Below are 25,944 nucleotides of genomic sequence, written 5' to 3' on the forward strand. Positions count from 1 at the left end.
TTTTGAAAGGTAATTTTGTGATAGGGGCTTAAGCCCCTATTGCTGTTTTTGTAATATAATGGAGGTAGGCATGGCCGTAGCTGCCAATAAGCGCCCTGTAATGACCCTGTTTTCTGGTGCTAACTGTATGTATAGCCATCAAGTACGTATCGTACTTGCTGAAAAAGGTGTAAGTGTTGACATTCACCTGGCTGAAAAGGATAACCTGCCAGAAGCACTTCATGAGATTAACCCTTACGGTACAGTACCAACACTGATCGATCGTGAGCTTGGTTTATATCAGGCAAACATCATCATGGAATACCTTGATGAACGTTTCCCTCATCCTCCACTAATGCCAGTTTATCCGGTTATGCGTGGCCGTAGTCGTCTAATGATGCATCGTATCGATACTGATTGGTATAGCCTAGCTAACAAAATCACTAGCGGTAGCAGCGAAGCTGCGCAAGCACGTAAAGAGCTTACAGAAGCGTTACTTGCAATTGCACCGATCTTCTCTGAAGCTCCTTACTTCATGAGCGAAGAGTTCAGCTTAGTTGATTGTTACTTAGCACCGCTACTTTGGCGTTTACCTGAGCTTGGCATTGAGCTTAATGGTGCTGGCGCTAAAGAGCTTAAAGAATACATGTTACGTTTATTTGAGCGTGAATCATTCCAAGCTTCACTAACTGAAGCTGAGCGTGAGATCCGTTTATAATGACGCCTAATCGTCCTTATTTACTACGCGCCTTCTTTGATTGGATTGTTGATAATCAGTGCACACCACACTTAGTGGTTAACGCTGATTTTCCTGCTGTACAAGTACCAACACAGTTTGTGCAAGACGGCCAGATCGTTTTGAACATAAGCCCATCAGCGGTAACACAATTTGCAATGGACAACCAACAACTTAGCTTTAATGCGCGTTTTGGTGGTCAACCAATGCAAGTTTACGTACCAATGGGTGCTGTGCTCGCAATTTATGCACGTGAGAATGGTGAAGGGACTGTATTTACTGCAGAAGAATTCATCGAGGACGAAGACGATTTTACTCCGGTATTAGAAAGTGTTGAAACACCTGACGATATTACGCCAGATGATGAACCACCGACAAAACCAGAGAAGAAAAAAGGTGCTCACTTACGAGTGATTAAATAACCTTATTCAAATACAAGAAACCCGCTTATTAGCGGGTTTTTTATTATCAATTTACGGTTTGATACCAATCCGCTTAATTAAGTAGTCTATTTTGAGGCAATAAAACCTCGTTGATAACAAGGCGAAAATTTCGTTATTTAGTTGTTCTAAATGAGAAATTTTTAACGCAGTTAGCGACAGGTTTAATCCCTCAAAATGATTAAGTATTATTGCGGGTTGGTATGAGATTATAAATATTCAAACACTTTAATAACACGTTCAACGCCTGATACGTTACGTGCTACATCAACTGCTAAATTTGCTTCAGAGTCGCTCACTAAGCCCATTAAAAAGACTTCGCCATTCTCTGTAACTACTTTGATGTTATTACTGCTGATGCTCTCTGTGGTGAGTAATTGGGTTTTAACTTTAGAGGTAAGCCATGAGTCATGAGTTTGTGTGCTTATACCAATATTTGAACCAATGCGAATTTGGTTGTGTATCTTACGAATGCCATCAACGCCTTCGATAGCACGTTGTGCTTCGTCTTTCATTTCTTGATTGGCAACTTGACCAATCATAAGCACAATACCATTAACGCTAATGACGTTAACGTTAGCATATTTATGTAAGCGCTCATTTTCACTGATAGCAATTGAGCTTTTAATTTCGATATTGTTATCGTCGATTTGTGAACCAATTGTGCGGCGATCATTCGCGGCTGTTACAGCACCCGCTGTACCAGCCACGACAGCAGCTGCACAGCCCTGCAGCAATAAAACGGTACCAAATACAATTAAAGACTGTTTAAACATTAATTTTCTTCCTGTGGGAATAGGGTTAAATCGATAAGCTCACTTAGACAGTGTAAGTTGACTAAGTGCGACTCAACAATGCGGCTTGGGCGTTTTGAAGGCACACGAATTTCAACATCATTTGGCCCAAGTAAACCGACTAATTCACCGCCATCATCGCCAACAAGTACAATGACTTTCATATCACGAGTCAGTGCAGCTTCGACTGCTGAGATAATCTGCTTTTCATTACCATTCACCGCAATTGCTAGTAAAAGGTCACCTTGTTGTGCAAATGCTCGAATTTGTCTGGCAAAAGTTTCGTGCTCATCGTTATTTGCCGTTGAGCCTAAGTTAACTTGATCTTGTGCAAGCGCAACTGCTGGAAGACAAGGGCGCTCGGTCTCATAAAAGTTAATTAATAACCCTGCCATGTGCTGTGCCAACATATGACAGCTAGGGGTGCCACAGCATAGTAATTTATTGCCGTTAATTAGGCTTTGCGCGATGGTGAACGCTGCTGATTCAAGTGCGCTCGGAAGTACTTCACCTGCAGCTATTTGAACTTGAATATTTTCGGTAAAGATTTTTTTAATCGTTTCTTGCATAACCTACCAAATTAAGCCGACGCCAGAAGGCGTTAGTAAACATTTTTAAACCAGTTAAGGCTGCTATTAAGCTCACCCGTTATAGCGACATAATCTATCCGCATTAACTGATTTGAGATCTTTTTTTCGGCAAGATAATGGCTAATCGTTCGCCTTAATCGTTGCTGTTTTAGCTTGCTGAGCGCGTAGTTTGCGCCGCCACGAAGGGCATTTTTCCTAAATTTTACTTCTACAAATACCAGTGTTTGCCCGTCGCGCATTATCAGGTCGAGCTCACCGTATTTACAAAAATAATTACGCTCAATGGTCTTTAAGCCATGTTGTATTAAATACTGTTCAGCCTGTTTTTCGTAATACAGGCCTTTTTCGCGGCTATTTTGCCACAATTGCTTAAACCACGACATAGCTTCATCCTTGAGCTAGTAGTATTTTGAAATAACCGTTTATTTAGCAGCGTTAATCCCAACAGCAGATTGCATGAATAGTGGAATTGGTTGCTCTGTTGCTAAATCAACAGCAATAATTTTTTTGTTCTTGTACTGTGCCCAATCTAAAGAGCGTGTTACATAACCATTACTGGCAATGCTTAATTGACCACTAATACCACTAAAGCGTTTGCCTTGTACCATGCTTAACTGCTTTACATCACCCAACATACTGGCTGCATCGAATGCCATTGCGAATAAGCGCTGACTTATATCAGCATTCTCTGGCCATAAACTATCGTATTGCTGGCGTAAATTATGTTGTGCAATTTGACCGTCAAGCATCCAAGGTAGTTCCGTAAAATAAAGGCCATCTAAATCGCCTTTATCGGTTCTATCGATTTGTTTACTGTGGCTTTTTGAGCTGGCATAAAGCGGAATACGATCAGCAAAAGTACTCACGTTAACATCTAAATATGGTTTAATTAGGCGTGTTTCGGTGGCATCACCTAAAATATAAACTACATCGATATCACTGCGTGAGCGGGTTTCGCTTTCAACTTCTTGTTTAAATAATGATTTTACGACTTTTATGCGCTCTTTACTTTGGTCTACTTCTAAGAGGCCTGTAATAGTCTTAGGCATATCGTCTTTGCCAGAATAAAATCCGATTTGTGGTTTAACTTCGCTGTAGCGTTGCCATTGCGTATTGAAGTATTCAACTAAGCGTTGACCGTTACTGTTATTCGGTGCCAAAAGCATAGGTTTTTGATAGCCTGCAGTTAAAAAACGTTCTAAGGCTTGTTGAACTTCATGCTCAGGGTTTAATGCAAAGAAAAAATGCTGCTGAGAAATACGCTCACCATCAAAGGTGTTTAAATGCATTACCGGGTAATCAACAAGCGTTTGCGCGCTAGTCAACTTTTCAATGTTACTTTTTAATAATGGGCCAATAACAAAGTCGGCTTTAAACTCGCTGAGTTTAAGTGCAATTTCTGCAGCAGATAGTGACTCATCAATAAATAATGTTTGTTCTAATGATTGTCCATCAAGGGCCGCGAGAACACCCGCTTTTAAAGCATCACCTAATCGCTCATTGGCACCTGATTGTGGAAGTAATACAGCTAGGCGTTTTACATTTAAAGGCTCAATTTGTACCAGCTCAGTCACTTTTTTTGGGAGCACTTCTGCTGCCGGGTGGCCAGGGTAGCGGCGCAACCAGTTATTCATTGCTTGGTGTAATTCGACCGGCGCACCCAAATACACTTGGTGGTAAAGCGCTAGATTAACCCAACCTTGTTGTACCACAGAACCACGATTAAAGCGTTCGAGTGCGTACGAAGAAAGCTGGGTTAGGCTTTGCCATAAATCTTTATTGAGATTCGCAACGGTAAAGTTGTTTTTGCTGCTAAGTGTTGATGCCTTAAAAAAGTAAGTCATTGCTTGTTTTGGCATGCCTTGCGATGCATAAACACGCGCTGTTAAGTATTGATGCCATGCTTGATGCTCTGGTTGGCTTAACTGTGGCTCAAGTTGTTGTAATTGTGCCAGAGCTAAGTCGCTCTTACCTTGATGCTCTTGAGCTAGTGCAATATAAAGTTTGTTTTGAATTTGGTCTACGCTCGGAGTCGCTTCTAATTCAAGGCAGACCTTTTCTAAAAGTGACCAGCGCTCTTCGCTAATGGCAGCATCTCGTGCAGTGTATAAAAGCTGAATTTTATCAGCACCGTGACGATTTAGTGCCGCTTGGTACATAGATTGTGCGTCGGTTAGTTGTGATTGAGCCATACTCGATTGGCTCGATTGATTTTCTGTATTATTTCGTTGTTTTTCGGTTGTGCTACAAGCCGATAACCCTGACAATACAATTAATAGACTAACAAGTTTAAGTCGCACAATGATTTCCCGATACGTTAACGCGATTTGCTTATATTACTGACTGACGCAGGAGACCTCAATGTTAAATGAGGACAATTCAGATAAAATCGGCACTCTTTACATTGTTGCCACGCCTATTGGTAACTTTGACGACATCAGCCAGCGTGCCATTCAAACCCTATCTGAGGTTGACTTAATAGCCGCTGAAGATACTCGTCACACAGGAAAGTTGTTAAGCCATTTTAATATCAAAGCAAAAACCTTTGCTTTACATGACCATAACGAGAAACAAAAAGCGCAACAAATTGTTGATTGGCTAGAGCAAGGAATGAATATTGCTCTGGTATCTGACGCCGGCACGCCACTTATCAGCGACCCAGGTTATGCGGTAGTCAATTTATGCCGTGAACAGGGCGCGCATGTCACGCCAGTACCGGGGGCATGTGCAGCAATTACCGCTGTATGTTGTTCTGGTTTACCGACAGATCGCTTTCAGTTTATTGGTTTTACACCTGCAAAGAGTAAAGCAAGGCAAACCTTTTTTATCGAAGCGGTAAACTCAGGTATTACTAGTATCATGTATGAAAGTACCCACCGTATTATGGCGAGCCTTGATGATTTAGAGGAAGCACTCGGTACAGAGCAGCCTGTAGTGTTTGCAAAAGAGCTAACTAAAACCTTCGAAACCTTTTTCAATGGCACTGTTGCCGAGCTAAAACAGTTTTTAACGGATGATCCAACTAAGCAGCGCGGCGAAATCGTATTGATGTTACCGGGTAAGGTAAAGCAAAGTGATGATATTCCAGAAGATGCGCGTCGTATGCTAGGTTTGCTTGAAGCTGAAATGCCACTGAAAAAAGCTTGCGGTGTGGTGGCTGAGTATTTTGGTTTGAAGAAAAACGCACTTTATAAAGCAATTATTGACGAAAAAGACTAATTCTTTACTGCATAGACGTGCGCGCTCAGGTATACTGCGCGCCGAGTCAGCCGAGATAATCGCTGCCTGCAACGAAAATGCGCAGGGGGAGGAAAGTCCGGGCTCCACAGGGCAGGGTGCCAGCTAACGGCTGGGGGGCGCGAGCCTACGACAAGTGCAGCAGAGAGGAGACCGCCAACTTCGGTTGGTAAGGGTGAAAGGGTGCGGTAAGAGCGCACCGGGCCACTGGTAACAGTTGGTTGCAAGGTAAACTCCACCCGGAGCAAGACCAAATAGGGTTCCTTATGGCGTGGCCCACGTTGGAACCGGGTAGGTTGCTTGAGCCATAGAGCAATTTATGGCCTAGACGAATGATTATCCACGACAGAACCCGGCTTATTGGCTGACTCACCAAATTATACAAGAGCCTCGGTATTTACCGAGGCTTTTTGTTTTTAGGGTGGAGAAAATCCACTCCGCGCATATAAAACAGCGGCTTATTGGCTGACTCACTAAATTAAAGAAAGCCCACAGTGAAAACTGTGGGCTTTTTGTTTTTTGGGCGGAGAAAATCCACTCCGCTCATACAAAACAACGGCTTACTGGCTGACTCATCAAATATCATAAAAGCCTCGCAGCAATGCGGGGCTTTTTGCTTTCTTAAATAAAATCCAATTTGCTCAACATTCAAACTGAATCATAATTCCCTGCTCCTAAGTAGTTTCATCATTCTTAGCAAACTAGGAATTTTTCTTAGGCACACTAAGAAAGTAGCTAATTACCATAACGGTTTGTTCTTTATATCCTTTAAATCTAATTTACTTATGTTTAAAGGATTGAAAATGAGTGTTATTGAGGGAAGTACTAAGGAGTTTGGCAATACCACTATCCTGCTTCATAGTTTGGGTTCTTCTTGTTACAGAATTGAATGGTATAGCAGGATGACGGGCGCATCGACGAGTTTAGCAAGGCTCAAGCAAGGTAAATACGTCGTTATTCGTAAATGGGCGCAAGTGAAAAAAATGTCTGATGTTTCGAGTGAATTTAGCAGCCGAAATAGCGCGTTAATACACTTTCTAAATAACGTCGATATTGTTAAATCACATGATGACTGGATCTGTGCCGCTAAGCAGCACTGTCTTGACTTGTTTGTCGAAAATGAAGGCCTTAAACCTGTTAGCAAAGCGAACTTTCCTAAACCGAGGTTGCAGGGTGCGATTGGTAAAGAGGTGGTTGTTAAATCTAGGTTGGGGGAAAAGGAAATAGCGCATGGCTTGTTGTTACAGCTTATTGGCAATCAAGCTGAAATTCAGCTTGCGAATATGAAGAAAAAATTTTTTACCAAGCAAGTTTATTTAATGTAAATTTTTGCATTCAAATACCAAAATGCACTTCAATTTTAAATCCATCTATTTCAGTAACTGTATACGTGCCATCAAGCGCAATAACTCGCTCTTCAATAAATGATAATCCGTAGCCACCAGATTGTTGTTGTGTGGCTTTCGCTTTGCCATTATCTGTAATATTAAGGTGTATATACTGTTCGTGAGCGGCCAAGCTAAGCCTTAGCTCTGTGGCTGTACTGTGTTTGATGCAGTTTGTTACAGCTTCTTGGCAAATTCTGTAGATAGCTGTTTGATGTTCATCTGATATTGCTTCCTTTAAGCTTATTTCAGCTATGTAATTGATAGATGCTTTATTTAGCAAAGACTTAAAGCGGCCCTCTTTAAGTGCCTGCACAAGGCCTAGTTCATCAAGCTCTCTTGGTCTGAGATGATGCATAATCTGATAGACAGAATCATACATCGCTTTTGCATTTTCTTTTAGGCCATCAACGAGTGCGTTTTCATTATTTTGTTGTGCGATAGAAAGCACAGTTAAGTCTGTTTTGAGAGCTGTCAGGTTTTGGCCTAATTCGTCATGTAGTTCTTGAGACAAGTACTTTCGCTCATTTTCTTGAACAGTCACCATACGTTTAGCGAGTTGTTTATTTTTCTCAAGAAGTGCCGTGAGTTTTTCGTTGCTGGCTTGTAGTTGATTATTTTTGATTTTTAATTCGTTAGTGGCAGTCCCTATTAGCAGGCCTGTTACTGAATTCGCTAAGATAAATAATTGGCTAATGTAAGTATTGGTCGCATCTTGTGTGAGGCCTGCTTGTGCAACGATCAGCGCATTGCTTACCAACGCACTAGCTATCGCTCCTTTAATACCAAATTTATAAGAGAACCAGATTACCGGTAGCAGTGAGCCAAGGCGAAGTAAGGGGTAAAGATCTGAGTGACTTAGGTAACTCAATATGTAAATAAGCGCCAGTGCTAATAAGCTTAAAAAAATAACCGCATGATGACGAGACAACAGGCGGCTATAACTTTGACTAAGTAACAATAATGCTGGGGCGACTAATAATGTCCCCGTCAGGTCGCCTAATGTCATATTGAGTTGATATTGTAATACTTGCTTACCTTCTAACCAGGTTGTGAATTCAAAGGCGCTCGAGAACAAAAACCATTTGAAAGAAGCTGAAAAAACGGCAAGTAGAATTAGCGACAAAGCACCCGAATTGGAGGTAACTTTTGGCGGCCAACGGCTTTTCTTAAAGCTGTAGACAATAGCCATATAGGTTAATTCTTGAAAGAAACCATGAAATAAATCAAAGCTCCATTCGCCATTGTAATAGACACCTGAATATGACGCATAAAGCCTAGAGGCAATCCAAAGCATTGGCCAAAATCGCACAGGCAATATAACAAAGAATGCAAGCTTCACCCCCGCAGGCAGGTAAATTGCGCTACTTTGGGTAACGGTTTCTAAATGATTACTCACCCAAGAGGATAAATATAAAGCAAGAAAGTAAAGCGCAAACACCAATAACTGGTTAAATACTTCAGTTATAAAGCTATGTGAAGGGTACTCTTTTGAGACGAGCTTATGCCAGTTCATCAATTGTGATAATCCCGGAATCTATAGCAATTTTTAATAATTCAAATGAATTACTAACTTCAAGTTTGTTGTATATATTTGTTTTATGCACATGGGCTGTTTTGGGCATCATATCGAGTTGTTGTGCCACTTGTTTGGCATTCAAGCCTTTGGCAAATAAGGGAAGTGCCTCTTTCTCTCTGGGTGTTAAAAGTGTGAGTTTACTTGACGGAGAGGTGGTATTAAATTTCACATCTTCACTGATGTAACGCCCTCCATTAATGACTGAATTGACCGCATCAATTAAAGCTTCTGATGCTGAGCGTTTAGATACATAAGCTTGTACGCCCAACTTTAGAGCATTGCTAACATAAGGTTCGTAGTCGTACATCGAAGCAACGATCGTTTTTATTTCGGGGAAGTGAGTGTTTAAATAAGAAAGAAATGCGAGTCCGTTTTCACCATCATGCATTGAAATATCAACAATAAATATATCAGGTGTCTCTAAGCTAACGGCAAGTTTTGCTTCAGTGACTGAGCAGGCTTCTATTACAACTTGCCATCCTGTTTGTAGCTCTAATAATTTTTTAAAACTATCCCTAACAAGCTGATGATCTTCAATGATTCCAATACGCATAATCCCTCCATAGAATTTTTATTATATCCCCAGTTCAATGAGTTATGTCTAGGAATTATTCTTATATATTAAATTTGCGTTTATATGTTGTCATTTTAAAGCAACGAAACTCTTGGAGTGTTTCTAGTTCTACTCCATTTTCTGAATCGTTGTGATTATTGATCTCGGACAAGGTTGCTGCGTTGACTCTGTTTGTTACAGTGATACAGTGAAATTGAACTTAAATTCTAGCCAAAGGAGTTGCCCATGCTAGGCGAAAAACACTCGTTATTGAACGAATTCCCTGAGTTTAATGAATTAATCCATAATCTTGCTAAAAATGATGCTCACTTCAAGAAAACCATGCAGCGTTATGATGAGATGGATAAAGAAATTCGTGAGCTTGAATTGCAAAATTCGCCAATTGAAGATGCGGATATGCATGAAAAGAAACACCAACGCGCCGCGCTAAAAGATGAACTTTATGACTTTTTAAAAGCCAACACTTAACAATTTAAAAAGCTAATGCCCCTACCAATTGCATACTCATAGTAGGGGCTTTTTATTTTCTGTTTTTACTACTCAATCGTAGTTAATCGCAATATCCCTTTACTCAATCAAGGTTATGGTAGTCTTAGCGCGATTTTTTCAGGCAACAATAGAATAGTGCTTTGCACTGACTAGGATTAACATGATTAAAAAAAATATTATTACTACTTCATTAGCAATAATGGGTGTTGTCGCTGTAGGTAGCGCATACGCTGATGAAGGGCAGTGGCAACCGCATCAATTAAAACAATTACAAAGCGAATTTGACCGTGTTGGTATCGAGTTACCTGCCTCACAGGTTGCAGATCTTAACCAGTACCCGTTGAATGCTGTGGTTGGTTTAGGCTATTGCTCTGCGTCATTTGTTTCACCAAAAGGATTAGCGGTAACCAATCATCACTGTGCCTATGGTGCGATTCAAAATAACAGTACGCCAGAAAATAACTTAATTGAAAAAGGCTTTTTAGCGGCAGGCTTATCTAAAGAACTACCAGCTGGCCCGCAAGAGCGCTTATACGTAACAGAACAAGTTGATGATGTAACCGAGCGCGTACTGGGTAACTTACCAGCTGAGTTACACGGCAAAGCACGTTTTGAGGCGATTCAAGCGAACCGCAAGGCGTTGATCAGCGAGTGTGAATCAGATCCTAACTACCGTTGTACGGTTCGAGATTTTCACCATGGCTTAGAGTACTTCATGATCAAGCAACTAATGATCAAAGATGTGCGCTTAGTTTATGCCCCAGCAGAAGCATTGGGTAATTTTGGTGGTGACATCGATAACTTTGAATACCCACGTCATACAGCTGATTTTACGTTTGTACGTGGCTATGTCGGTAAAGATGGTAAACCTGCAGATTACAGCGAAGATAACGTACCATATGAGCCAAAATCGTTCTTAAAAGTGAATGCTAGTGGCGTAAGCTTAGGGGATGGCGTGCTGGTGGCAGGTTATCCGGGTCGTACAAGCCGCTATAAACTAGCAGACGAAGTAAATTATTCAGCGAGTTGGTATTACCCGACACTGCTTAATACTTACAACATGACCCTTGATGTGATTGCCAAGCAGAGTGAAGGCGATGAGGAAGCACAGGTAAAATATGCCTCTCGTGTAAAAAGCACCAACAACCGTTTAAAGAAACTTGAAGGTTTACAAGACGGTTTTAAAGTAACGGATATTCCGGGAATTAAAGCTGCGCAAGAGCAAGAATACCTAGCTTGGTTTGCACAAAGTGCTGAACGTAAAGCCTATGCAGAATCATATCACGCATTAAAGTCATTATTAGTTGAAGCACATGCTCAGCAACAAAGTCACTTTTACTTTGATTATGCAAAACGAGCAGACTTACTAAGCACTGCAATTCGTTTATACCGCTTAGCAAAAGAGAGCAAAAAACCTAATGCAGAGCGTGAAATGGGTTACCAAGAGCGCGACCTTCCTATGCTTAAAGCCCGTTTAGAGCGTTTACAAAAGCAGTTTACGCCTGAAGTCGATAAAGCCTTATGGTTAAGCTACTTAGGTAACTATTTAGCACAAGACAAAGCTGCGCAAGTAGCGGCATTAAACAATGGCTTAGGTATCACAGACACTACAACACAAGCCGAACTTGATGCGATTGTAGCTTCTTTTTACGCTAAAACAGAACTTACAGATACAGCAACGCGTGTTAGCTGGATAGGTAAATCAGTAGCCGAATTTGAAGCATCAAATGACCCATTCATTAAATTAGCTGTTGCGCTATACGATACCAATATGGCACAAGAGGCTGACGAAAAAGAAATGGCCGGTCGTTTAGCTGAAATTCGTCCGCAATATATGCAAGCAGTCATCGCCTTTAATAATGCTAAAGGTAAGCCAGTTTACCCAGATGCAAATGGCACTTTACGCGTAAGCTATGCACAAGTTGATGGTTACCCAGCAGCAGATGCTGTGTATAAAACACCTTTTACATCACTACGTGGTTTAGTAGCTAAACACACAGGTGAAAAACCATTTGTTGTTACAGATAAAGTACTTGAAGCATATAAAAAGCAAGCGTTTGGTGCGTACTACCGCGGTGACTTAGGTTTACCAGGTGTCAGCTGTAGTTTATTCAGCTTTGGTTGTGAGCCACAAGCGGCTAAACCACTTGAAGTAAACTCAGTTCCTGTAAACTTTTTAAGTAGCGCTGATACCACTGGAGGTAACTCAGGTTCGCCAGTAATGAATGGTAAAGGTGAATTAGTAGGCCTTAATTTTGACTCGACTTATGAATCAATCACCAAAGATTGGTACTTTAATGCGAAGATCACCCGTGCGATCCACGTTGATATTCGATACATGCTTTGGTTAATGGAAGAAGTTGATAACGCAGGTTACCTACTTGATGAAATGACCCTAGTTAAATAGCCCCGCTATTTTGAAAATAACCGCAGCAATCGCTGCGGTTTTTTTATGTCTTTAATTTATGCCAATCTAACGTTTTTAATTTGTTTATTTTCAATACTTTTGTAATGTACAAAATAGATACTTTTATTTGGGAAACATAATGAGCGCCAAACAAATAATAAAAGCCATTTCAGTGAGTGTTGTGGCAATAACGGCAAGCTTTAATGCCAGTGCAACGAATACTGAAGCAATGTGGCCGGGCACAGCTTACGAAAAGCAAATACCGACATTTAAACAAGTACTAGGGTACGACGTAGGTGAGCGCATCACTAATTACAGCGATATGCGCCGTTATCTTAGCGCCCTTGAACAGGCTGCGCCTGATCGTATTAAAGTGTTTAAGTACGCAAACAGCTGGGAAGGTCGTGAGCTGGTTTATGCGGTGGTTGGAACCGCTGAGCATATTCGTTCATTAGAAACCCTTGCGAATGACACACAAGCTTTGGCTGATCCGCGTATTACCTCTGAAAAAGAAGCGAAGTCGCTAATAAAAAATTTACCGACGTCTGTGTGGCTTCAATATGCAGTGCACGGTAATGAAATTAGCTCAACCGATGCTGCATTATTTACAGCGTATCACTTATTAGCAGCTCCGAATGATGCCGTTAACAGCAAAATTTTAGACAACACCGTGGTCTTTATCGACCCATTACAAAACCCAGATGGTCGTGAGCGCTTTGTTACACGTTACTATGCAAGCGTCGGTCTTGAGCACAGTGCTGATAGGTTAAGTGCAGAACATAATGAGCCGTGGCCAAGAGGCCGAACAAATCATTATTTGTTTGATATGAATCGTGATTGGTTAGCGCTTACTCAGCCTGAAAGTAAGGGAAAAGTGGCAGCAATCAATAAATATAAACCACAAGTGGTGGTGGATATTCATGAAATGGGCGGCGATCAATCTTACTACTTTGCACCAGCTGCTCAACCATTTAACCCGCATATGACGAAAACTCAAATCGCCAACATGGATGCAATTGGTCAAAATCATGCGAAGTATTTTGATGAATTTGGCTTTGATTATTTTACCCGAGAAATTTTTGACGCCTTTTATCCTGGCTACGGCGATAGCTGGCCAGTTTTTTATGGTGCGTCTGCATCAACCTACGAAGTCGGCTCAGCCAGAGGTCATGTATTTGAGAAAAACACTGGTGAGCTGCTCACTTATTTTAATACTGTAAAACGTCAATTTGTGGCCTCAATCTCGACCGCCGAAGGTGCAGCCAATCAACGCGAAAAATTACTGGGTGACTTTTATCAATATCAAGTTGATGCAATTGATTCCGGTAAAGATAGCAAAGAGCGTGTTTATATTTTACCTAAACAAAGTAACCGTGAAGGAGCTCATAGGTTAGCAACCTTAATGGCTGAACATGGTGTTGAAGTTAAACAAGCAACCGAAGATTTCAAAGCCTGTGGCGTTAAGTATAAAGCGGGTAGCTACTTTATTGATACCGCCCAGCCACGTGGGGTATTTGTACGCACCACATTTACAGACCAAGTAGATATGGCTGAGGCATTTGTAAAAGAGCAAGAAAGACGCCGTGCTCGTAACCTGAGTGATGAAATTTACGATGTCACAGGTTGGTCACTGCCGATGATGTTTAATGTTGATAGCGATAGTTGTGGTCGCGCTGTTAGCGCAGACAGTAAAGCAGTTAAGGCCGACGACACATTGCTTGGTAAAGTGAATAACCCAGATGCCTCAGTGGCTTATATTGTTGCCTGGGGCGATACGGCCGCAGCACGATTTTTAACAGCGGCACTACAAGCTGGCATTAAACTGAAAAGTGCTGACCAAGCATTTGTATTAGGTGATAAAACTAACTACCCAGCGGGAAGCTTAGTAATCGAGAAGCGCCTAAACGAAAAGGACTTACTAACTAAAATTAGCCAAATTGCTGAGCAAACTGGTGCAATTGTTGATGGTGTGGATTCAAGCTGGGTGATTGAAGGCCCAAGCTTTGGAAGTAACAAAACAGTGCCTATGGTGGCACCAAAAGTGGCGATTGCATGGGATGCCGCTACTCGTGAGCTAAGCGCCGGTAACACTCGTTTTGTTATCGAAAGACAGCTTGGCTACCCAGTAACCGCGATTCGTACGCCAATGCTTGCATGGGCTGATTTAAGTGATTACCAAGTGCTTATTTTACCAGAAGGTAATTACGAGCAAGCATTAGGTAAATCTGGCGCAGCTAATTTAAAAAGCTGGGTTGAAGCGGGCGGCGTGTTGATTGCCCTAGGTAATGCAAACCGTTTTACCACCAATGTTGATTACGGCTTATTAGATGTGAAGCGAGAGCAAGCTTACCGAGAAGATAAAGCCGATAGCAGCGATAATAAAAGCAGCAAAGTGGCAGGACAGTTATTCACTTCTCGTGATGATTTGAAAGCGGCAAGCATCGAGCCACACACATCGCCAGACTATGTAGCCGGTGTACTTGCTAATGTTGAAGTAGATCAAGAGCATTGGTTAACTGCAGGGGTTGATAAAGACCTCGTTGCGGTGGCTTATGGTAATGATATTTACACGCCAATAAAACTTAACTCAGGTAAAAACTTAGCGTGGTTTTCAGGTAAAGACGATGTGCTGGCAAGTGGTTACCTTTGGCAGCAAAATAAAGCGCAGCTTGCATATAAACCATTGCTTGTGCATCAACCTCAAGGCAAAGGCATGGTGATTGGCTTTACACAATCACCAACCTATCGTGCCTACCTTGAAGGCATGAATGTACTTTTAACTAACACGATTTTCCGTGCTGCAGCACATGCTCAGTAAGGTCATAGTCTAATAAAAAAGCCCGCAGGGCAAAGGGCGGGCTTTTTAGTATTCCAAGGAGAGAAAGTGTTAAGACACAATCCCCAGCGGCTTGCCTGTTTGCCAAGCGCCACGGGTAAAGTCTGGAATTGTTTTGCTATTACTTCTATCAGCAACCGATGCCATACTTTGCGGGAAGATTGATGACCATGCTGCAGCATCGTATACATCTTGATCAAGTGGCTCATTATTGCGCAAGCAGTAGATCATGCGCCAAAGCATAATGAAGTCCATACCGCCGTGACCACCGTTACGAACCGCTTCTTCACCCATGCGTTTCCAAAGTGGATGATCAAATTCGGCACGCCATTTTTCCATATCTTGATCCCAGCTATGGAAATTTTGCATATGTGGCTTACGACCTTGCGAGCCGGCTTTTTCCCACGCAGCGAGCTCTGCTTCATATTGCTGTTGATAAATTTTCGCGATAGCTGGTGGCACATCTTCAAGGGCAATACGATTAGGGAAACCTGCAAATGTACCATTAGTACCTTGAATTAGGTTATGGCGGCTATACGGACGAGGGCTAGTGGTATCGTGCTGAACCATAATACTACGACCTTTCACTGTTTTAATAATGCTGGTGTTCATGTCGCCAGCAGTAAATTTAAGTGAACGACGTTCGTGGCCTGCAGGGAATTCACGTTCTGCGTAGGCTGCGCGGCCAAGCGCAGGAGAGCTGACTGATGTAACAAAGTCAAAGCGGTCACCACGGTTGATGTTCATATACTGAGAAACCGGGCCTAAACCATGAGTTGGGTATAAGTTACCGTTTACTTTCGTATGCCAGTAAGTGCGCCAAGAGCCGGTGCTACGGTCGATTTCTTTCATCTGCCAACGCAGGTCATGAATATAAGCGGCTTCACCATGTAGTAACTCGCCAAATACGCCTTTTCGAACCATGTTTAATACCATTAACTCGTCGCGACCGTAGTTAACGTTTTCCATCATCATACAGTTCTTTTGTGTGCGTTCAGCAGTGTTCACTAGTTGCCAGCATTCTTCCATTGTGGTGGCTGCTGGTACTTCAACAAAGGCATGTTTACCACTTTCCATGGTCTCAACACTCATTGGTGTGTGCCATTTCCAAGGTGTTGAAATGATCACAATGTCGATGTCATCGCGAGCAAGCATGTCTAAATAGGCTTTATCAGAACCCGTATAAGCAGTTGGTTTAGGTAAGCCTTTTTCAACAACATAGTTAACAGACTTATCAAGCATTAGCTGATCTGTATCGCAAATAGCTTTAATTTCAACACCTTCAATATGACAAAGGTGTTTTACATGGCCGCTACCACGTTGACCAACTCCGATAAAACCAACACGTACCACATCCATTGCTGGCACAGCTAAGCCCATTACGCTTTTACCTTGTGCAGCAAGTGGGGTGCTTTGATTATCACCTTGTTGGCTTTTCGCACAGCCAGTCACGACTGTCGCGGCGGTAATGGCTGCGGCAGATTTTAAAAAACTACGTCTATCTATTGTCATAACGATACCTAAATCACTGAGATTATTTTAATAGTGGGTTTCAGTTATTTCTGTTATATCGCAACTCAAAGTTAATTACAATTAAATACTTTCAAAATCTTTCGTAATTGCAGGGTTTATCATTTAAAGTCTTATTAAACCCTATATTAAGCGTGCTATTAACTTATTCTCGGTCTTTCGTTGTCTTTCATTTTATTGCGAAGTGTTTCGCGCTGTGCTACTGTAATTTCAAATCACGTATCTAACCAATAGCGTAAGCTGCTTGGAGAAAACCATGAATGCATTAAAAACGATTATAAATAACAATCGAGTAGGGCAAGCGCAGGGAATTTACTCTGTGTGCTGTGCACACCCGCTCGTTATCGAAGCAGCGATGTTGCAAGCTCTCAATGATGACACTGAAGTTTTAATTGAAGCTACGGCGAATCAAGTTAATCAGTTTGGTGGTTACACAGGTATGAAGCCCCATGACTTTGTTGAATTTGTCCATGCAATAGCCGAAAAGGTAGGGTTAGGTACCCAGCGCATTATTTTAGGTGGGGATCATTTAGGCCCAGTGTGTTGGGTGAATGAGCCTGCAGAGGTTGCGATGGAAAAAGCTGTTGAACTAGTAAAAGCCTATGCAAGCGCTGGTTTTAAGAAAATTCATTTAGATGCCAGTATGCCATGTGATGACGATGGAGAACGTTTGGCTGATGCTGTGATTGCCGAGCGTGCAGCATTGATGTGTCAAGCTGCCGAGTCGGTCTCAGAAGATAACGATATTGTCTATGTAGTGGGTACTGAGGTTCCTCCTCCGGGTGGCGCTACTGAGGAGCATGATACGATTGAAGTGTCGCATGTTGAAGGTGTACAGCAAACAATAGAATTACATCAGGCTGCGTTTGCTAAATTTAATATTAGTGATGTGTGGTCGCGTGTTATTGCTGTTGTTGTGCAGCCAGGGGTTGAGTTTGATAATCATCAAGTATTTAACTATCAACGTAATGAGGCGCAAAAACTGAAAGAATTTATAACCCATGTCGACAACCTAGTTTATGAGGCTCACTCAACGGATTATCAGCCTGATCACTGCTACCATGAGCTAGTGCAAGATCACTTTGCAATATTGAAGGTAGGCCCACAGCTTACTTATGCACTTCGTGAAGGCCTATTTGCTTTATCTTATATTGAAGACCAGTTAGTTGATCCTGCCAAGCGTTCTAATTTACGTGATGTATGTGAGCGGATCATGCTTGAAAAACCGCATTACTGGAATAAATTTTACCCAACAGAAGGTGCTCAAGCGAAGTTATTTAGAGCTTACAGTTATAGCGACCGTATTCGTTACTACTGGCCTGAAGATGAAATAAAGCAAACGGTAGAAACCTTGTTTGATAATTTAGAAGAGCAAATCATTCCACAAACCTTGCTTAGTCAGTTTATGCCAATGCAATACAAAGCATTAATCAATGGCCAAATTAACTCATCACCGCGTGAGTTAATACTTAATAAAATAATGGAAGTAACGAATACCTATTCGCTTGCTTGTAATCAATAGGTGGTGTTGAGAGAATTTATTATGACGCAGTATTTATTATTAAACGAAACAGAACTTAAGCAAAAGAACGCTTATTGGACAGCAAGAGAAATCTCTCAGCAGCCAGAATCATGGTGTAATACCGCCGCTATTATCGAAACACATCGAGCAGAAATAAACGCATTTTTAGCCCCGCTTCTGCCATTAAAGGAATTACAAATAGTATTAACTGGCGCTGGCACATCAGCTTATGTTGGCGAAGTATTAGCACCACACTTAACTGCCAAAACAGATTTAAATGTGCGCGCAGTCAGCACTACAGATATTGTGTCTAACCCACATGGTTTTTTACAAAAGGGTACGCCAACCTTACTTATTTCTTATGCGCGTTCAGGTAATAGCCCTGAAAGTGTCGCTGCGGTCGATATCGCTGAGCAAGTCGTTGAAAAATGCTATCACTTAGTGATTACCTGTAATGAAAGCGGTGAGTTAGCTAAAAGAGCTGCGATTAAAAGCAATAGCTTTAGTGTACTTATGCCGAAAGAAACCCTTGATGAAAGCTTTGCAATGACCAGTAGTTTTACTTCGATGTTGCTTTCAACGTTATGTATTTTTACCCCTGATGTTAATCAGCTTACACAAGTGACAAGGCAAACAGAGCAGCTGCTCGAAACTCAACTCGATGAGGTTAGGAACTTTGCACAAACTGATATTGAACGCTTGGTGTTTTTAGGGGCTGGTTCCTTAATTGGTTACGCAAAAGAAGCGGCCTTAAAGTGTTTAGAATTAACGAATGGTGACTTAATTAGTTATTTTGAAACGCCACTCGGTTTTCGCCATGGCCCTAAAACTATTATTAACGATAAAACAGCAGTGTTGTTGATGGCCTCGAGTGATTTTTATAGTAGTTTGTATGATGCTGATTTATATAATGAACTATTAAATGACCAACAATGTTCTGCGGTCAAAAAGCTGGCTTTAAATAGTGAACTGGTCGAGCTAGATGATGTTTGGCAAGGTCTGTATTATATTGTCTATTGTCAGATTTTTGCATTTTATAAATCAATGTCACTCGGTTTAACACCTGATAATCCTTGCCCTACGGGCGAAGTTAACCGTGTTGTAAAAGGGGTAACTATTTACCCATTAACTTCTCGCTAAGTAGTATTGGGTAAAGCATGGCTGTTTACGGACTTGATATTGGCGGTACAAAAATCGAAACCGCCATTTTTAATGATAATTTAGAGCAACAGCAAAGTTGGCGTATTACCACGCCAACCGATGACTATCAGCAATTTTTGCAAGCAATTTATCAGCAAGTGCTCAAAGCCGATAAGCTGACAGGTTGCCAAGGTGCTGTGGGCATAGGGATGCCTGGTATTGTTAATGATGCAGGTAAAGTGTTGTCGGCTAATGTGCCATGTGCCACAGGTAAAGTGATTGCCACAGATCTTCAAGCAATATTAAAACGCCCTGTTGCGATATTAAATGACACCCGTTGTTTTGCTTTATCGGAAGCAAATGGCGGAGCCGGTGAAGGTTATAGTCGGGTTTTCGGTGCAATTGTTGGCACTGGTGCGGCAGGTGGTATGTGCATTGATGGTACTTTGTTTAACCAAGGCTTAGGTATGTCGGGGGAGTATGGTCATTTACCGCTGTCTGCGTATCTGCAACAAAAATATCAATTGCCAGTTTTGAAGTGTGGCTGTGGTTTAAATGGCTGTGTCGAAAGTTATATTGCAGGGCCAGGTGTACAAACCTTGTATCAGCATATTACTCAATCCCCTAAATCAGCGATTGAATGGGCGAACGATATCAAGCGCTCTGATGAGCAAGCTTTAAAGGTGCTCGCTTGTTACTTAGACATTCTTGGTGAAACCTTTGCTGCCATTAGTAAAAGTTTGCACCCAGAAGTTATCGTGCTTGGGGGTGGGTTGTCGCTCATTGATGCAATAGTAGAAAAACTACCTGACGCTATTCAAACTCATTTATTTTCAGGTTTTGCCGTGCCCGAAGTGAAGCGTGCAAAATTTGGTGATTCTAGCGGCGTGCGGGGCGCTGCAATAATAGGAAGTGTTCATGCTAATTCCAAAGCATCTTAATCGCTATTACTTAAAAGCCGCAAAAGTTGTTACTGATGATGTCGTTTTACTCGATCATGTGGTCTTGGTCGAGCAAGGTAAAATTACTGCCATTACCAAGCAAATAGCGCCCGAGGTCGAGGTAATAGATTTAGGTGAGCACAGTTTATTTCCGGGCTTTATCGATTTACATATTCATGGCCGTGAAGGCTGCGATATTATGGACGGTACCCCTGAATCACTAGAGACTATTTCTCGTTCTTTAGCAAAGCACGGCGTTACGGGTTTTGTTGGCACAACGGTGACCGCAGACTGGGACGTATCAATTCAAGCTTATAAAAATATGGCGGCTGCTTATAAAAAAGGCTTGGCTGGTGCACAGTTACTGGGAGCTTATAACGAAGGTCTATTCTTTGCAGAAGCGCATAAAGGCGCGCATAACGAGTCATTTTTTTTAGAGCTTACTAAACAGCGATTTGATGAAATTTATGCAGCATGTGAAGGTTGTTTAAGCTCATTTGCGTTAGCGCCAGAACTACTTAAATCACCCGACATGATCCGCTATATCACTGATAAAGGTGTGCGTGTAATGCTGGGTCATACAGATGCTAATTTTGAGCAAGCATCACAAGCACTTGCTCATGGTGCTTGTGGTGGTGTGCATATTTTTAATGGTATGCGCGGTATTCATCATCGTGATCCCGGTTGTACCGGCGCACTATTAATGGACAAGGATGCAATGGTTGAGCTTATTCCTGATGGTATTCATTTGCACCCGAGCATAATGAACATGGTATATCGTTTAAAAGGAGCAGATAAAATTGCTCTAATTACAGACTGTGTGAGCGCTGGAGGTTTACAAGATGGTCGCTACCGTTTAGGTGAGCTTCCTATTGTGGTTGAGCAAGGTGTTGCGCGAACTGAAAGCGGCTCTTTAGCTGGCAGTACATTAACCATGGAAGTTGGCGTTGAACGTTTTTATAACCTAACCGACGCTAGCCTAGTTGAAGCAACTAACATGGCCAGTTTAGTACCCGCTGAGTTTTTAAATAAAGCGGAGCAAATAGGTAGTATTGCGGTAGGTAAACAGGCTAATTTTGCCCTGCTCGATAAAGACTTTTCTGTTCAAGCAACGATATGTGCGGGTAAGCAAATCTTTTAAAAGTTAAGTGAGAATGCAGGCAAAAGTATTCGATGCCATTGTTATTGGCAGTGGCATTACTGGCGGCTGGGCTGCTAAAGAACTAACCGAAAAAGGACTCAATGTACTGCTACTAGAACGTGGCAGGCAGGTTGTGCACGGTACAGACTATATCACTGCCTTTAAAGAAGATTGGCAACTGCCATTTCGTGACAGGCCTAGCCTGCTAGAAAAGCGCAACCAAGCTAAACAAGCACGCACTGGCTATGCCACCAAGCAATCAATAAAACATTGGTTTGTGAATGATTTGCAGCACCCTTATCAAGAATCGCAACGTTTTGATTGGATCCGAGGATATCACCTTGGTGGGCGCTCATTAACTTGGGGGCGGCAATGCTTACGCTTCAGTGATATTGATTTTGCAGCCAACAAACAAGATGGTCACGGCGTTGATTGGCCAGTGCGCTACAAAGATATAGCGCCTTGGTACGATAAAGTCGAAGCCTACATTGGGGTTATTGGCGAAGCGCTGAACTTACCTCAGCTACCTGACGGACCTTACTTGCCTCCCTTCGCACTTAATGCAGTAGAACAGCAACTTAAACAAAGTTTATTAACCCACTACACTAATCGGCACCTAACAATCGGGCGAGTGGCGCATTTAACCAAGGCAAAACCTGAACAAGGTCGTGCCCCATGCAGCAAGCGCAACCGCTGTATGCGTGGTTGCCCAACCGGTAGTTACTTTAGTAGTTTAGCCTCGACCTTGCCTGCAGCAATGCGCACTGGGCGACTTACCATTCAGACTCACTCCATTGCTAAAGAGATTATTTACAACCCAGAAACTAGGCAAGCCACGGGTGTGACAGTGATAGATGCTGAATCTAAAAAAGAGCGTATCGAGCGAGCGAACATCATTTTTTGCTGTGCATCAACGGTAGCCACAACAGCCTTGTTATTAAATTCAACCTCTGCACGTTTTCCTAATGGCTTAGGGAACGATAGTGGAGAGCTTGGTCATAACCTTATGGATCACCATTTTAGGGTTGGCGCAACTGGTGAACCAAAAGGTTTTGCTGATGACTTTAATGATGGCGACAGACCCGTTGGTTTTCATATCCCGCGTTTTCGAAACCTTGATGATAAAGAGCAACATAGCTTTATTCGTGGCTATGGCTATCAAGGATACGCAACACGTAAAGATTGGCGACGCGGTTTTAAAGAGCTTAGCTTTGGTAAAGCTTTTCGAGAAAAGCTTGCCAAACCAGGGCCTTGGCAAGTTGCATTGATAGGTTTTGGTGAATGCCTGCCTTATCATCACAATAAAATGAGCTTAGATCCGGTATTAAAAGATCAATGGGGATTACCTTTAGTTAATTTCGATTGCCAGTTTGGTGAAAACGAACAGCGAATGCGCGAGGATATGAAAGCGCAAGCTGTCGAGATGCTAACCAAAGCAGGTTACCAAAATGTGCAAGCTTACGATAAAGGCTCAGCACCGGGGCAAGCTATTCACGAGATGGGAACCGCGCGAATGGGGCATGATGCTAAAAGCTCAGTGCTTAACCGTTATAACCAAATTCATAGTGTGCGTAACGTCTATGTCACTGATGGCTCGTTTATGTGCTCGTCGGCTTATCAGAATCCTTCGTTAACCTATATGGCATTTACTGCAAGAGCCGCTGATCATGCTGTACGGCATTATCAAAATGGAGTGTTTAATGGCTGATCTACAAAGGCGAAATGCGATTAAATGTTTAGCAGCATTATTAGGTGTCGCTATTACGCCAGTGGCTGCGACTCAATTATTTGATAAAACGGATGATAGCCATTTTGAGGTACTTAAAGCTGCGGCGCATCGGGATGTGGTCACGCAAATGCAGGCGGTTATTTTAGAGCTAGAGCCAAATGAGCAGCTGTACTTTGATTTAGTCGCATTTACAGATTTAATGCTAGCAAATACGCTAAATGCGGCTGAACGCACTTCATGTTTAAAAGGCGCAGAGCTGATTGCTGCAGGTGATCTTTCATTGCCGCAATTAGCATGTAAGCTCAAAGGTTTATTTTCTATATCGTTGCAACAGCAACAGCAAATAATGGCGCAGCAAGCCCTATTTATTTCAGAAGTAAGCCCTGACAAGCGTGACGAGTATTTAATTTATAAGTGTATTTTTACCGTGCGTGAATTTTTGTTATTGGGATATTTCACATCAGAAAAATTGCAGGCTAGTTAAATATCTAAATAACTGAGCCTGCGAAGACGTTACTAACGCCAACTTGTAAGCTTGTGACCAATCAGCGCGTAATAAAGAATAAACGCATAGCAGGGGATCAACAAATAGTAAGCTTGTTGTGCATTGCCTGTGTACTGTGCAAATACACCGTATACCAAAGGTAACAAAGCACCACCAGAAATACCCATAATGAGTAATGCCGCGCCAGTTTGGGTTTTATCGCCAAGGTTTGCAAGGGCCATAGGCCAAATCGTTGGCCATACCAGCGCATTTGATAAGCCAAGTAACGCAACAAATAACACGGTATCTGGAAAGCTGTTATCAGCAAGCCAAAAGAGTACTAAGTTTGCAATCGTTGTTTGTTGTGGATCAATCAAAATAATGCCAAACGAAAACACACAACCACTTAACGCAGAAAATATCAGCGCCTGTTGCTGACTAAAAAAGCGGGGAATTAACACAATACCTAAGACATAACCAAGCACCATAAAGCCCATGGTGTAAGAGGTGAGCTCAGCGAACTGCAATACCCCTTGCTCTTTGCCGTAAAGGCCAATGGTGTCGCCAGCAATGACTTCGGCACCTATGTAAAAGAATAGGGCTATCACGCCTAAAACTAAGTGTGGAAATTGCAGAACTGATTTACTCTCGCTGTTGTTGCTTGATTGTGGTTGCTCGATATCAGGTAAGGGGGCTAGCATGATTAAAGCTGCTAAAATGGCTAACGCAATTGCCATTACAAAATAAGGTGTGATTAAACGATTTGCCAGTTCTTGTAACTGTAATTGCTTTTGAATGCTGTTCAATTGAGCAAGGGCTTCTGGACTAAAGCTAGCAATATCGCTAAACACAATCGCAGAGAAGAGCAGTGGAGCCACCACACCTGCGCTTTTATTAAGAATACCCATAATACTAATGCGCACGGCTGCAGTGTCTTTAGATCCAATTAGCACGATGTAAGGATTCGCAGCGGTTTGTAGTAAGGTGAGGCCACTACCTAGGGTAAATAAAGCAACTAAAAATAACCAATACGCTTGAGTTTGTGCCGCAGGAATAAACAGCAGTGCGCCTAATGCCATGGTGCCTAAACCAAACGACATACCATGCTTATAACTGAAGATTTGTAATATCTTAGCGCTTGGCAGTGCCATCACGGTATAGGCAATATAAAACACCAGAGTCACCATGTAGGCTTCTATATGGTTGAGATCGCAGACCATTTGTAAAAATGGGATCAAGGAGCCATTAAGCCAAGTTATAAAGCCAAATAAGAAAAACAAGCCACCAATGATCAACATCGGCAGTAACTGCGTGCGGTTGGTGTGTTCTGTTTGCTCTAACAGTGAGCTTTGTGTTGTCATTTTTGTCACCAAATAAGTTTATTGTGAAACAATCATAAAACAAATTTCGTAAGTTTTGAAAGTTTTATTTTATTTCGAAACTAAGTTTGGCTTTAAAACTGTAAATTGTGTAATATTGAACTACAAATTTGAAAGCAGCTATTAAAACAACAGGCCAGCTATGCTAACCACAATAGAAAGAAGACAAAAAATCGTCCTGATGACCGAGGAACATGGCAAAGTAAACGTTAAAGAACTTGCTAAAACCTTTGATATTTCGGAGGTTAGCATTCGCCACGATCTTAACGAGCTAGGTAAGCGTGGCTTAGTTGTTCGTTCGCGTGGCGGAGCAATTGCTTGCGATAAACTCGCTAAAGAGCTTTCGGTGAAAGATAAGCATAATGAAAACTACGCTGTGAAAGTGCTACTAGCTAAAGCTGTAGCAAACTTAGTTGATGATGGCGACTCATTAATTATTGATTCTGGCACCACCACAGAAGAAGTTGCCAAAGCATTAACCAATAAGCAGGGCCTTACGGTGATGACAAACGGCCTTAATATAGCCCATGTGCTGGCTGATATTGATGATGCAAATGTGTTTATGCTGGGTGGACAATTACGAAAGAAATCAATGTCTTTCTATTCAAATGAAGTCGAACAAGCACTCAGTAAGTATAACTTTAAAAAGGTTATTTTAGGGGTTGATGGTATCGACTCGGAAGCGGGGATCACCACCCATTATGAGCCTGAGGCAATGTTGAATCGAACTATGTGTACCCGTGCAGATAAAGTTATTGCTGTGACCGACTCAAGTAAATTTGGTAAGCGTGCCTTGTATAATGTACTACCTCTAAAATCAATCGATGTGCTGGTTACAGACAAAAATATGCCAGCGGAGTTCATTGAATCATTAATGAGCTTAGGTATCGAGGTGATTACAGTTTAACTTTCCAGTTAAAAATAATTGCAAAAAGGTGGCTTTAGCTGCCTTTTTTATTATCTAAAAAGACCAAACTAGCCCACCTCACAGAAAATCTTCGAAAAAAAATATTATCGAAACTTTCGAAATTA

Annotated in this window: 22 protein-coding genes and 1 other RNA gene; 15 read left to right on the plus strand and 8 right to left on the minus strand. The window is 41.9% G+C overall.

Annotation, left to right across the window (positions count from 1 at the left end; all coding sequences use genetic code 11):
• Nucleotides 1-70: 70 nt before the first annotated feature.
• Together sspA and HCZ11_RS13385 are read left to right on the plus strand one after the other, a co-directional pair.
• Nucleotides 71-697, plus strand: a complete 627-nt coding sequence (sspA, locus tag HCZ11_RS13380) for a stringent starvation protein SspA (protein ID WP_054554181.1) — start codon at nt 71-73, stop codon at nt 695-697.
• A complete protein-coding gene (locus tag HCZ11_RS13385; protein WP_130050513.1) occupies nt 697-1,137 on the plus strand; it encodes a ClpXP protease specificity-enhancing factor in 441 nt (146 codons plus the stop codon). Before sspA ends, HCZ11_RS13385 begins: the two co-directional genes overlap by 1 nt.
• A gap of 227 nt (nt 1,138-1,364) precedes the next feature.
• Here HCZ11_RS13385 and dolP read toward each other — a convergent pair whose 3' ends face one another.
• Genes dolP through HCZ11_RS13405 form a run of 4 tightly spaced genes read right to left on the minus strand, consistent with a single transcriptional unit; the run spans nt 1,365 to nt 4,839 of the window.
• Nucleotides 1,365-1,931: a division/outer membrane stress-associated lipid-binding lipoprotein gene (gene dolP, locus HCZ11_RS13390; RefSeq protein ID WP_130050514.1), complete on the minus strand. Its 567-nt coding sequence runs from the start codon at nt 1,929-1,931 to the stop codon at nt 1,365-1,367.
• Nucleotides 1,931-2,518: an SIS domain-containing protein gene (locus HCZ11_RS13395; RefSeq protein ID WP_130050515.1), complete on the minus strand. Its 588-nt coding sequence runs from the start codon at nt 2,516-2,518 to the stop codon at nt 1,931-1,933. The genes dolP and HCZ11_RS13395 overlap by 1 nt, the downstream gene beginning before the upstream one ends.
• 32 nt (nt 2,519-2,550) lie before the next feature.
• On the minus strand, nt 2,551-2,922 hold the full coding sequence (locus HCZ11_RS13400; RefSeq protein ID WP_130050516.1) for a YraN family protein: 372 nt from the start codon (nt 2,920-2,922) through the stop codon (nt 2,551-2,553).
• A 39-nt stretch (nt 2,923-2,961) separates the two neighbouring features.
• Complete coding sequence (locus HCZ11_RS13405; protein ID WP_167658642.1) at nt 2,962-4,839, minus strand: penicillin-binding protein activator; 1,878 nt, start codon at nt 4,837-4,839, stop codon at nt 2,962-2,964.
• A 61-nt stretch (nt 4,840-4,900) separates the two neighbouring features.
• Here HCZ11_RS13405 and rsmI point away from each other — a divergent pair, with 61 nt between their 5' ends.
• The 3 genes from rsmI to HCZ11_RS13420 all read left to right on the plus strand — a co-directional run bounded on the left by rsmI (nt 4,901) and on the right by HCZ11_RS13420 (nt 7,101).
• Nucleotides 4,901-5,758 carry a 16S rRNA (cytidine(1402)-2'-O)-methyltransferase gene (gene rsmI, locus HCZ11_RS13410; RefSeq protein ID WP_167658643.1) on the plus strand — a complete coding sequence of 286 codons (858 nt, stop codon included), beginning with the start codon at nt 4,901-4,903 and terminating at the stop codon, nt 5,756-5,758.
• A gap of 42 nt (nt 5,759-5,800) precedes the next feature.
• Nucleotides 5,801-6,152, plus strand: an RNA gene (rnpB, locus tag HCZ11_RS13415) — RNase P RNA component class A.
• A 427-nt stretch (nt 6,153-6,579) separates the two neighbouring features.
• On the plus strand, nt 6,580-7,101 hold the full coding sequence (locus tag HCZ11_RS13420) for a hypothetical protein (RefSeq protein WP_167658644.1): 522 nt from the start codon (nt 6,580-6,582) through the stop codon (nt 7,099-7,101).
• 10 nt (nt 7,102-7,111) lie between these two features.
• Here HCZ11_RS13420 and HCZ11_RS13425 read toward each other — a convergent pair whose 3' ends face one another.
• Both HCZ11_RS13425 and HCZ11_RS13430 read right to left on the minus strand, forming a co-directional pair.
• Nucleotides 7,112-8,677, minus strand: a complete 1,566-nt coding sequence (locus tag HCZ11_RS13425; protein ID WP_167658645.1) for an MASE1 domain-containing protein — start codon at nt 8,675-8,677, stop codon at nt 7,112-7,114.
• A complete protein-coding gene (locus HCZ11_RS13430; RefSeq protein WP_167658646.1) occupies nt 8,664-9,293 on the minus strand; it encodes a response regulator transcription factor in 630 nt (209 codons plus the stop codon). The genes HCZ11_RS13425 and HCZ11_RS13430 overlap by 14 nt, the downstream gene beginning before the upstream one ends.
• 246 nt (nt 9,294-9,539) lie before the next feature.
• Here HCZ11_RS13430 and HCZ11_RS13435 point away from each other — a divergent pair, with 246 nt between their 5' ends.
• The 3 genes from HCZ11_RS13435 to HCZ11_RS13445 all read left to right on the plus strand — a co-directional run bounded on the left by HCZ11_RS13435 (nt 9,540) and on the right by HCZ11_RS13445 (nt 15,028).
• On the plus strand, nt 9,540-9,782 hold the full coding sequence (locus tag HCZ11_RS13435; RefSeq protein WP_130050521.1) for a YdcH family protein: 243 nt from the start codon (nt 9,540-9,542) through the stop codon (nt 9,780-9,782).
• Nucleotides 9,783-9,963: 181 nt separating this feature from the next.
• The gene (locus tag HCZ11_RS13440) at nt 9,964-12,210 is read left to right on the plus strand and encodes a S46 family peptidase (protein WP_167658647.1); all 2,247 of its coding nucleotides are present in this window, start codon (nt 9,964-9,966) and stop codon (nt 12,208-12,210) included.
• Nucleotides 12,211-12,349: 139 nt separating this feature from the next.
• Nucleotides 12,350-15,028: a M14 family metallopeptidase gene (locus tag HCZ11_RS13445; RefSeq protein ID WP_167658648.1), complete on the plus strand. Its 2,679-nt coding sequence runs from the start codon at nt 12,350-12,352 to the stop codon at nt 15,026-15,028.
• A gap of 69 nt (nt 15,029-15,097) precedes the next feature.
• Here the strand turns inward: HCZ11_RS13445 and HCZ11_RS13450 are convergent, their stop codons facing one another.
• The gene (locus HCZ11_RS13450; RefSeq protein WP_055199196.1) at nt 15,098-16,558 is read right to left on the minus strand and encodes a Gfo/Idh/MocA family protein; all 1,461 of its coding nucleotides are present in this window, start codon (nt 16,556-16,558) and stop codon (nt 15,098-15,100) included.
• A gap of 274 nt (nt 16,559-16,832) precedes the next feature.
• Here HCZ11_RS13450 and HCZ11_RS13455 point away from each other — a divergent pair, with 274 nt between their 5' ends.
• From HCZ11_RS13455 to HCZ11_RS13480, 6 genes are read left to right on the plus strand one after another with little or no spacing between them, the layout of a single operon-like run.
• A complete protein-coding gene (locus tag HCZ11_RS13455) occupies nt 16,833-18,098 on the plus strand; it encodes a D-tagatose-bisphosphate aldolase, class II, non-catalytic subunit (protein ID WP_167658649.1) in 1,266 nt (421 codons plus the stop codon).
• A 21-nt stretch (nt 18,099-18,119) separates the two neighbouring features.
• Nucleotides 18,120-19,238 (plus strand): SIS domain-containing protein, encoded by a 1,119-nt coding sequence (locus HCZ11_RS13460; RefSeq protein ID WP_167658650.1) that lies wholly within the window; start codon nt 18,120-18,122, stop codon nt 19,236-19,238.
• A gap of 17 nt (nt 19,239-19,255) precedes the next feature.
• Entirely contained in the window at nt 19,256-20,179 is a 924-nt protein-coding gene (locus tag HCZ11_RS13465; RefSeq protein WP_130050526.1) for an ROK family protein, read from the plus strand.
• Entirely contained in the window at nt 20,157-21,320 is a 1,164-nt protein-coding gene (gene nagA / locus HCZ11_RS13470; RefSeq protein WP_167658651.1) for an N-acetylglucosamine-6-phosphate deacetylase, read from the plus strand. Before HCZ11_RS13465 ends, nagA begins: the two co-directional genes overlap by 23 nt.
• 13 nt (nt 21,321-21,333) lie before the next feature.
• Nucleotides 21,334-23,028 (plus strand): GMC oxidoreductase, encoded by a 1,695-nt coding sequence (locus HCZ11_RS13475; protein ID WP_167658652.1) that lies wholly within the window; start codon nt 21,334-21,336, stop codon nt 23,026-23,028.
• Nucleotides 23,021-23,533 (plus strand): hypothetical protein, encoded by a 513-nt coding sequence (locus tag HCZ11_RS13480; RefSeq protein WP_167658653.1) that lies wholly within the window; start codon nt 23,021-23,023, stop codon nt 23,531-23,533. Before HCZ11_RS13475 ends, HCZ11_RS13480 begins: the two co-directional genes overlap by 8 nt.
• A 32-nt stretch (nt 23,534-23,565) precedes the next feature.
• Here HCZ11_RS13480 and HCZ11_RS13485 read toward each other — a convergent pair whose 3' ends face one another.
• Nucleotides 23,566-24,894 (minus strand): sugar MFS transporter, encoded by a 1,329-nt coding sequence (locus HCZ11_RS13485; protein ID WP_217702837.1) that lies wholly within the window; start codon nt 24,892-24,894, stop codon nt 23,566-23,568.
• A gap of 160 nt (nt 24,895-25,054) precedes the next feature.
• On the opposite strand from HCZ11_RS13485, the gene agaR reads away from it, so the two are divergent.
• Nucleotides 25,055-25,819 (plus strand): transcriptional repressor AgaR, encoded by a 765-nt coding sequence (gene agaR / locus HCZ11_RS13490; protein ID WP_167658654.1) that lies wholly within the window; start codon nt 25,055-25,057, stop codon nt 25,817-25,819.
• Nucleotides 25,820-25,944 lie beyond the last annotated feature (125 nt).

It is taken from the genome of Pseudoalteromonas sp. HF66 (assembly GCF_011806445.1).
Taxonomy (GTDB): Bacteria; Pseudomonadota; Gammaproteobacteria; order Enterobacterales; family Alteromonadaceae; genus Pseudoalteromonas; species Pseudoalteromonas apostichopi.

What these genes read in the sequence shown, in the direction of transcription:
- sspA (WP_054554181.1), top strand. Translation starts at nt 71, where the DNA reads ATGGCCGTAGCTGCCAATAAGCGCCCTGTAATGACCCTGTTTTCTGGT.
- HCZ11_RS13385 (WP_130050513.1), top strand. Translation starts at nt 697, where the DNA reads ATGACGCCTAATCGTCCTTATTTACTACGCGCCTTCTTTGATTGGATT.
- dolP (WP_130050514.1), bottom strand. Translation starts at nt 1,931, where the DNA reads ATGTTTAAACAGTCTTTAATTGTATTTGGTACCGTTTTATTGCTGCAG.
- HCZ11_RS13395 (WP_130050515.1), bottom strand. Translation starts at nt 2,518, where the DNA reads ATGCAAGAAACGATTAAAAAAATCTTTACCGAAAATATTCAAGTTCAA.
- HCZ11_RS13400 (WP_130050516.1), bottom strand. Translation starts at nt 2,922, where the DNA reads ATGTCGTGGTTTAAGCAATTGTGGCAAAATAGCCGCGAAAAAGGCCTG.
- rsmI (WP_167658643.1), top strand. Translation starts at nt 4,901, where the DNA reads ATGTTAAATGAGGACAATTCAGATAAAATCGGCACTCTTTACATTGTT.
- HCZ11_RS13420 (WP_167658644.1), top strand. Translation starts at nt 6,580, where the DNA reads ATGAGTGTTATTGAGGGAAGTACTAAGGAGTTTGGCAATACCACTATC.
- HCZ11_RS13425 (WP_167658645.1), bottom strand. Translation starts at nt 8,677, where the DNA reads ATGAACTGGCATAAGCTCGTCTCAAAAGAGTACCCTTCACATAGCTTT.
- HCZ11_RS13430 (WP_167658646.1), bottom strand. Translation starts at nt 9,293, where the DNA reads ATGCGTATTGGAATCATTGAAGATCATCAGCTTGTTAGGGATAGTTTT.
- HCZ11_RS13435 (WP_130050521.1), top strand. Translation starts at nt 9,540, where the DNA reads ATGCTAGGCGAAAAACACTCGTTATTGAACGAATTCCCTGAGTTTAAT.
- HCZ11_RS13440 (WP_167658647.1), top strand. Translation starts at nt 9,964, where the DNA reads ATGATTAAAAAAAATATTATTACTACTTCATTAGCAATAATGGGTGTT.
- HCZ11_RS13445 (WP_167658648.1), top strand. Translation starts at nt 12,350, where the DNA reads ATGAGCGCCAAACAAATAATAAAAGCCATTTCAGTGAGTGTTGTGGCA.
- HCZ11_RS13450 (WP_055199196.1), bottom strand. Translation starts at nt 16,558, where the DNA reads ATGACAATAGATAGACGTAGTTTTTTAAAATCTGCCGCAGCCATTACC.
- HCZ11_RS13455 (WP_167658649.1), top strand. Translation starts at nt 16,833, where the DNA reads ATGAATGCATTAAAAACGATTATAAATAACAATCGAGTAGGGCAAGCG.
- HCZ11_RS13460 (WP_167658650.1), top strand. Translation starts at nt 18,120, where the DNA reads ATGACGCAGTATTTATTATTAAACGAAACAGAACTTAAGCAAAAGAAC.
- HCZ11_RS13465 (WP_130050526.1), top strand. Translation starts at nt 19,256, where the DNA reads ATGGCTGTTTACGGACTTGATATTGGCGGTACAAAAATCGAAACCGCC.
- nagA (WP_167658651.1), top strand. Translation starts at nt 20,157, where the DNA reads ATGCTAATTCCAAAGCATCTTAATCGCTATTACTTAAAAGCCGCAAAA.
- HCZ11_RS13475 (WP_167658652.1), top strand. Translation starts at nt 21,334, where the DNA reads ATGCAGGCAAAAGTATTCGATGCCATTGTTATTGGCAGTGGCATTACT.
- HCZ11_RS13480 (WP_167658653.1), top strand. Translation starts at nt 23,021, where the DNA reads ATGGCTGATCTACAAAGGCGAAATGCGATTAAATGTTTAGCAGCATTA.
- HCZ11_RS13485 (WP_217702837.1), bottom strand. Translation starts at nt 24,894, where the DNA reads ATGACAACACAAAGCTCACTGTTAGAGCAAACAGAACACACCAACCGC.
- agaR (WP_167658654.1), top strand. Translation starts at nt 25,055, where the DNA reads ATGCTAACCACAATAGAAAGAAGACAAAAAATCGTCCTGATGACCGAG.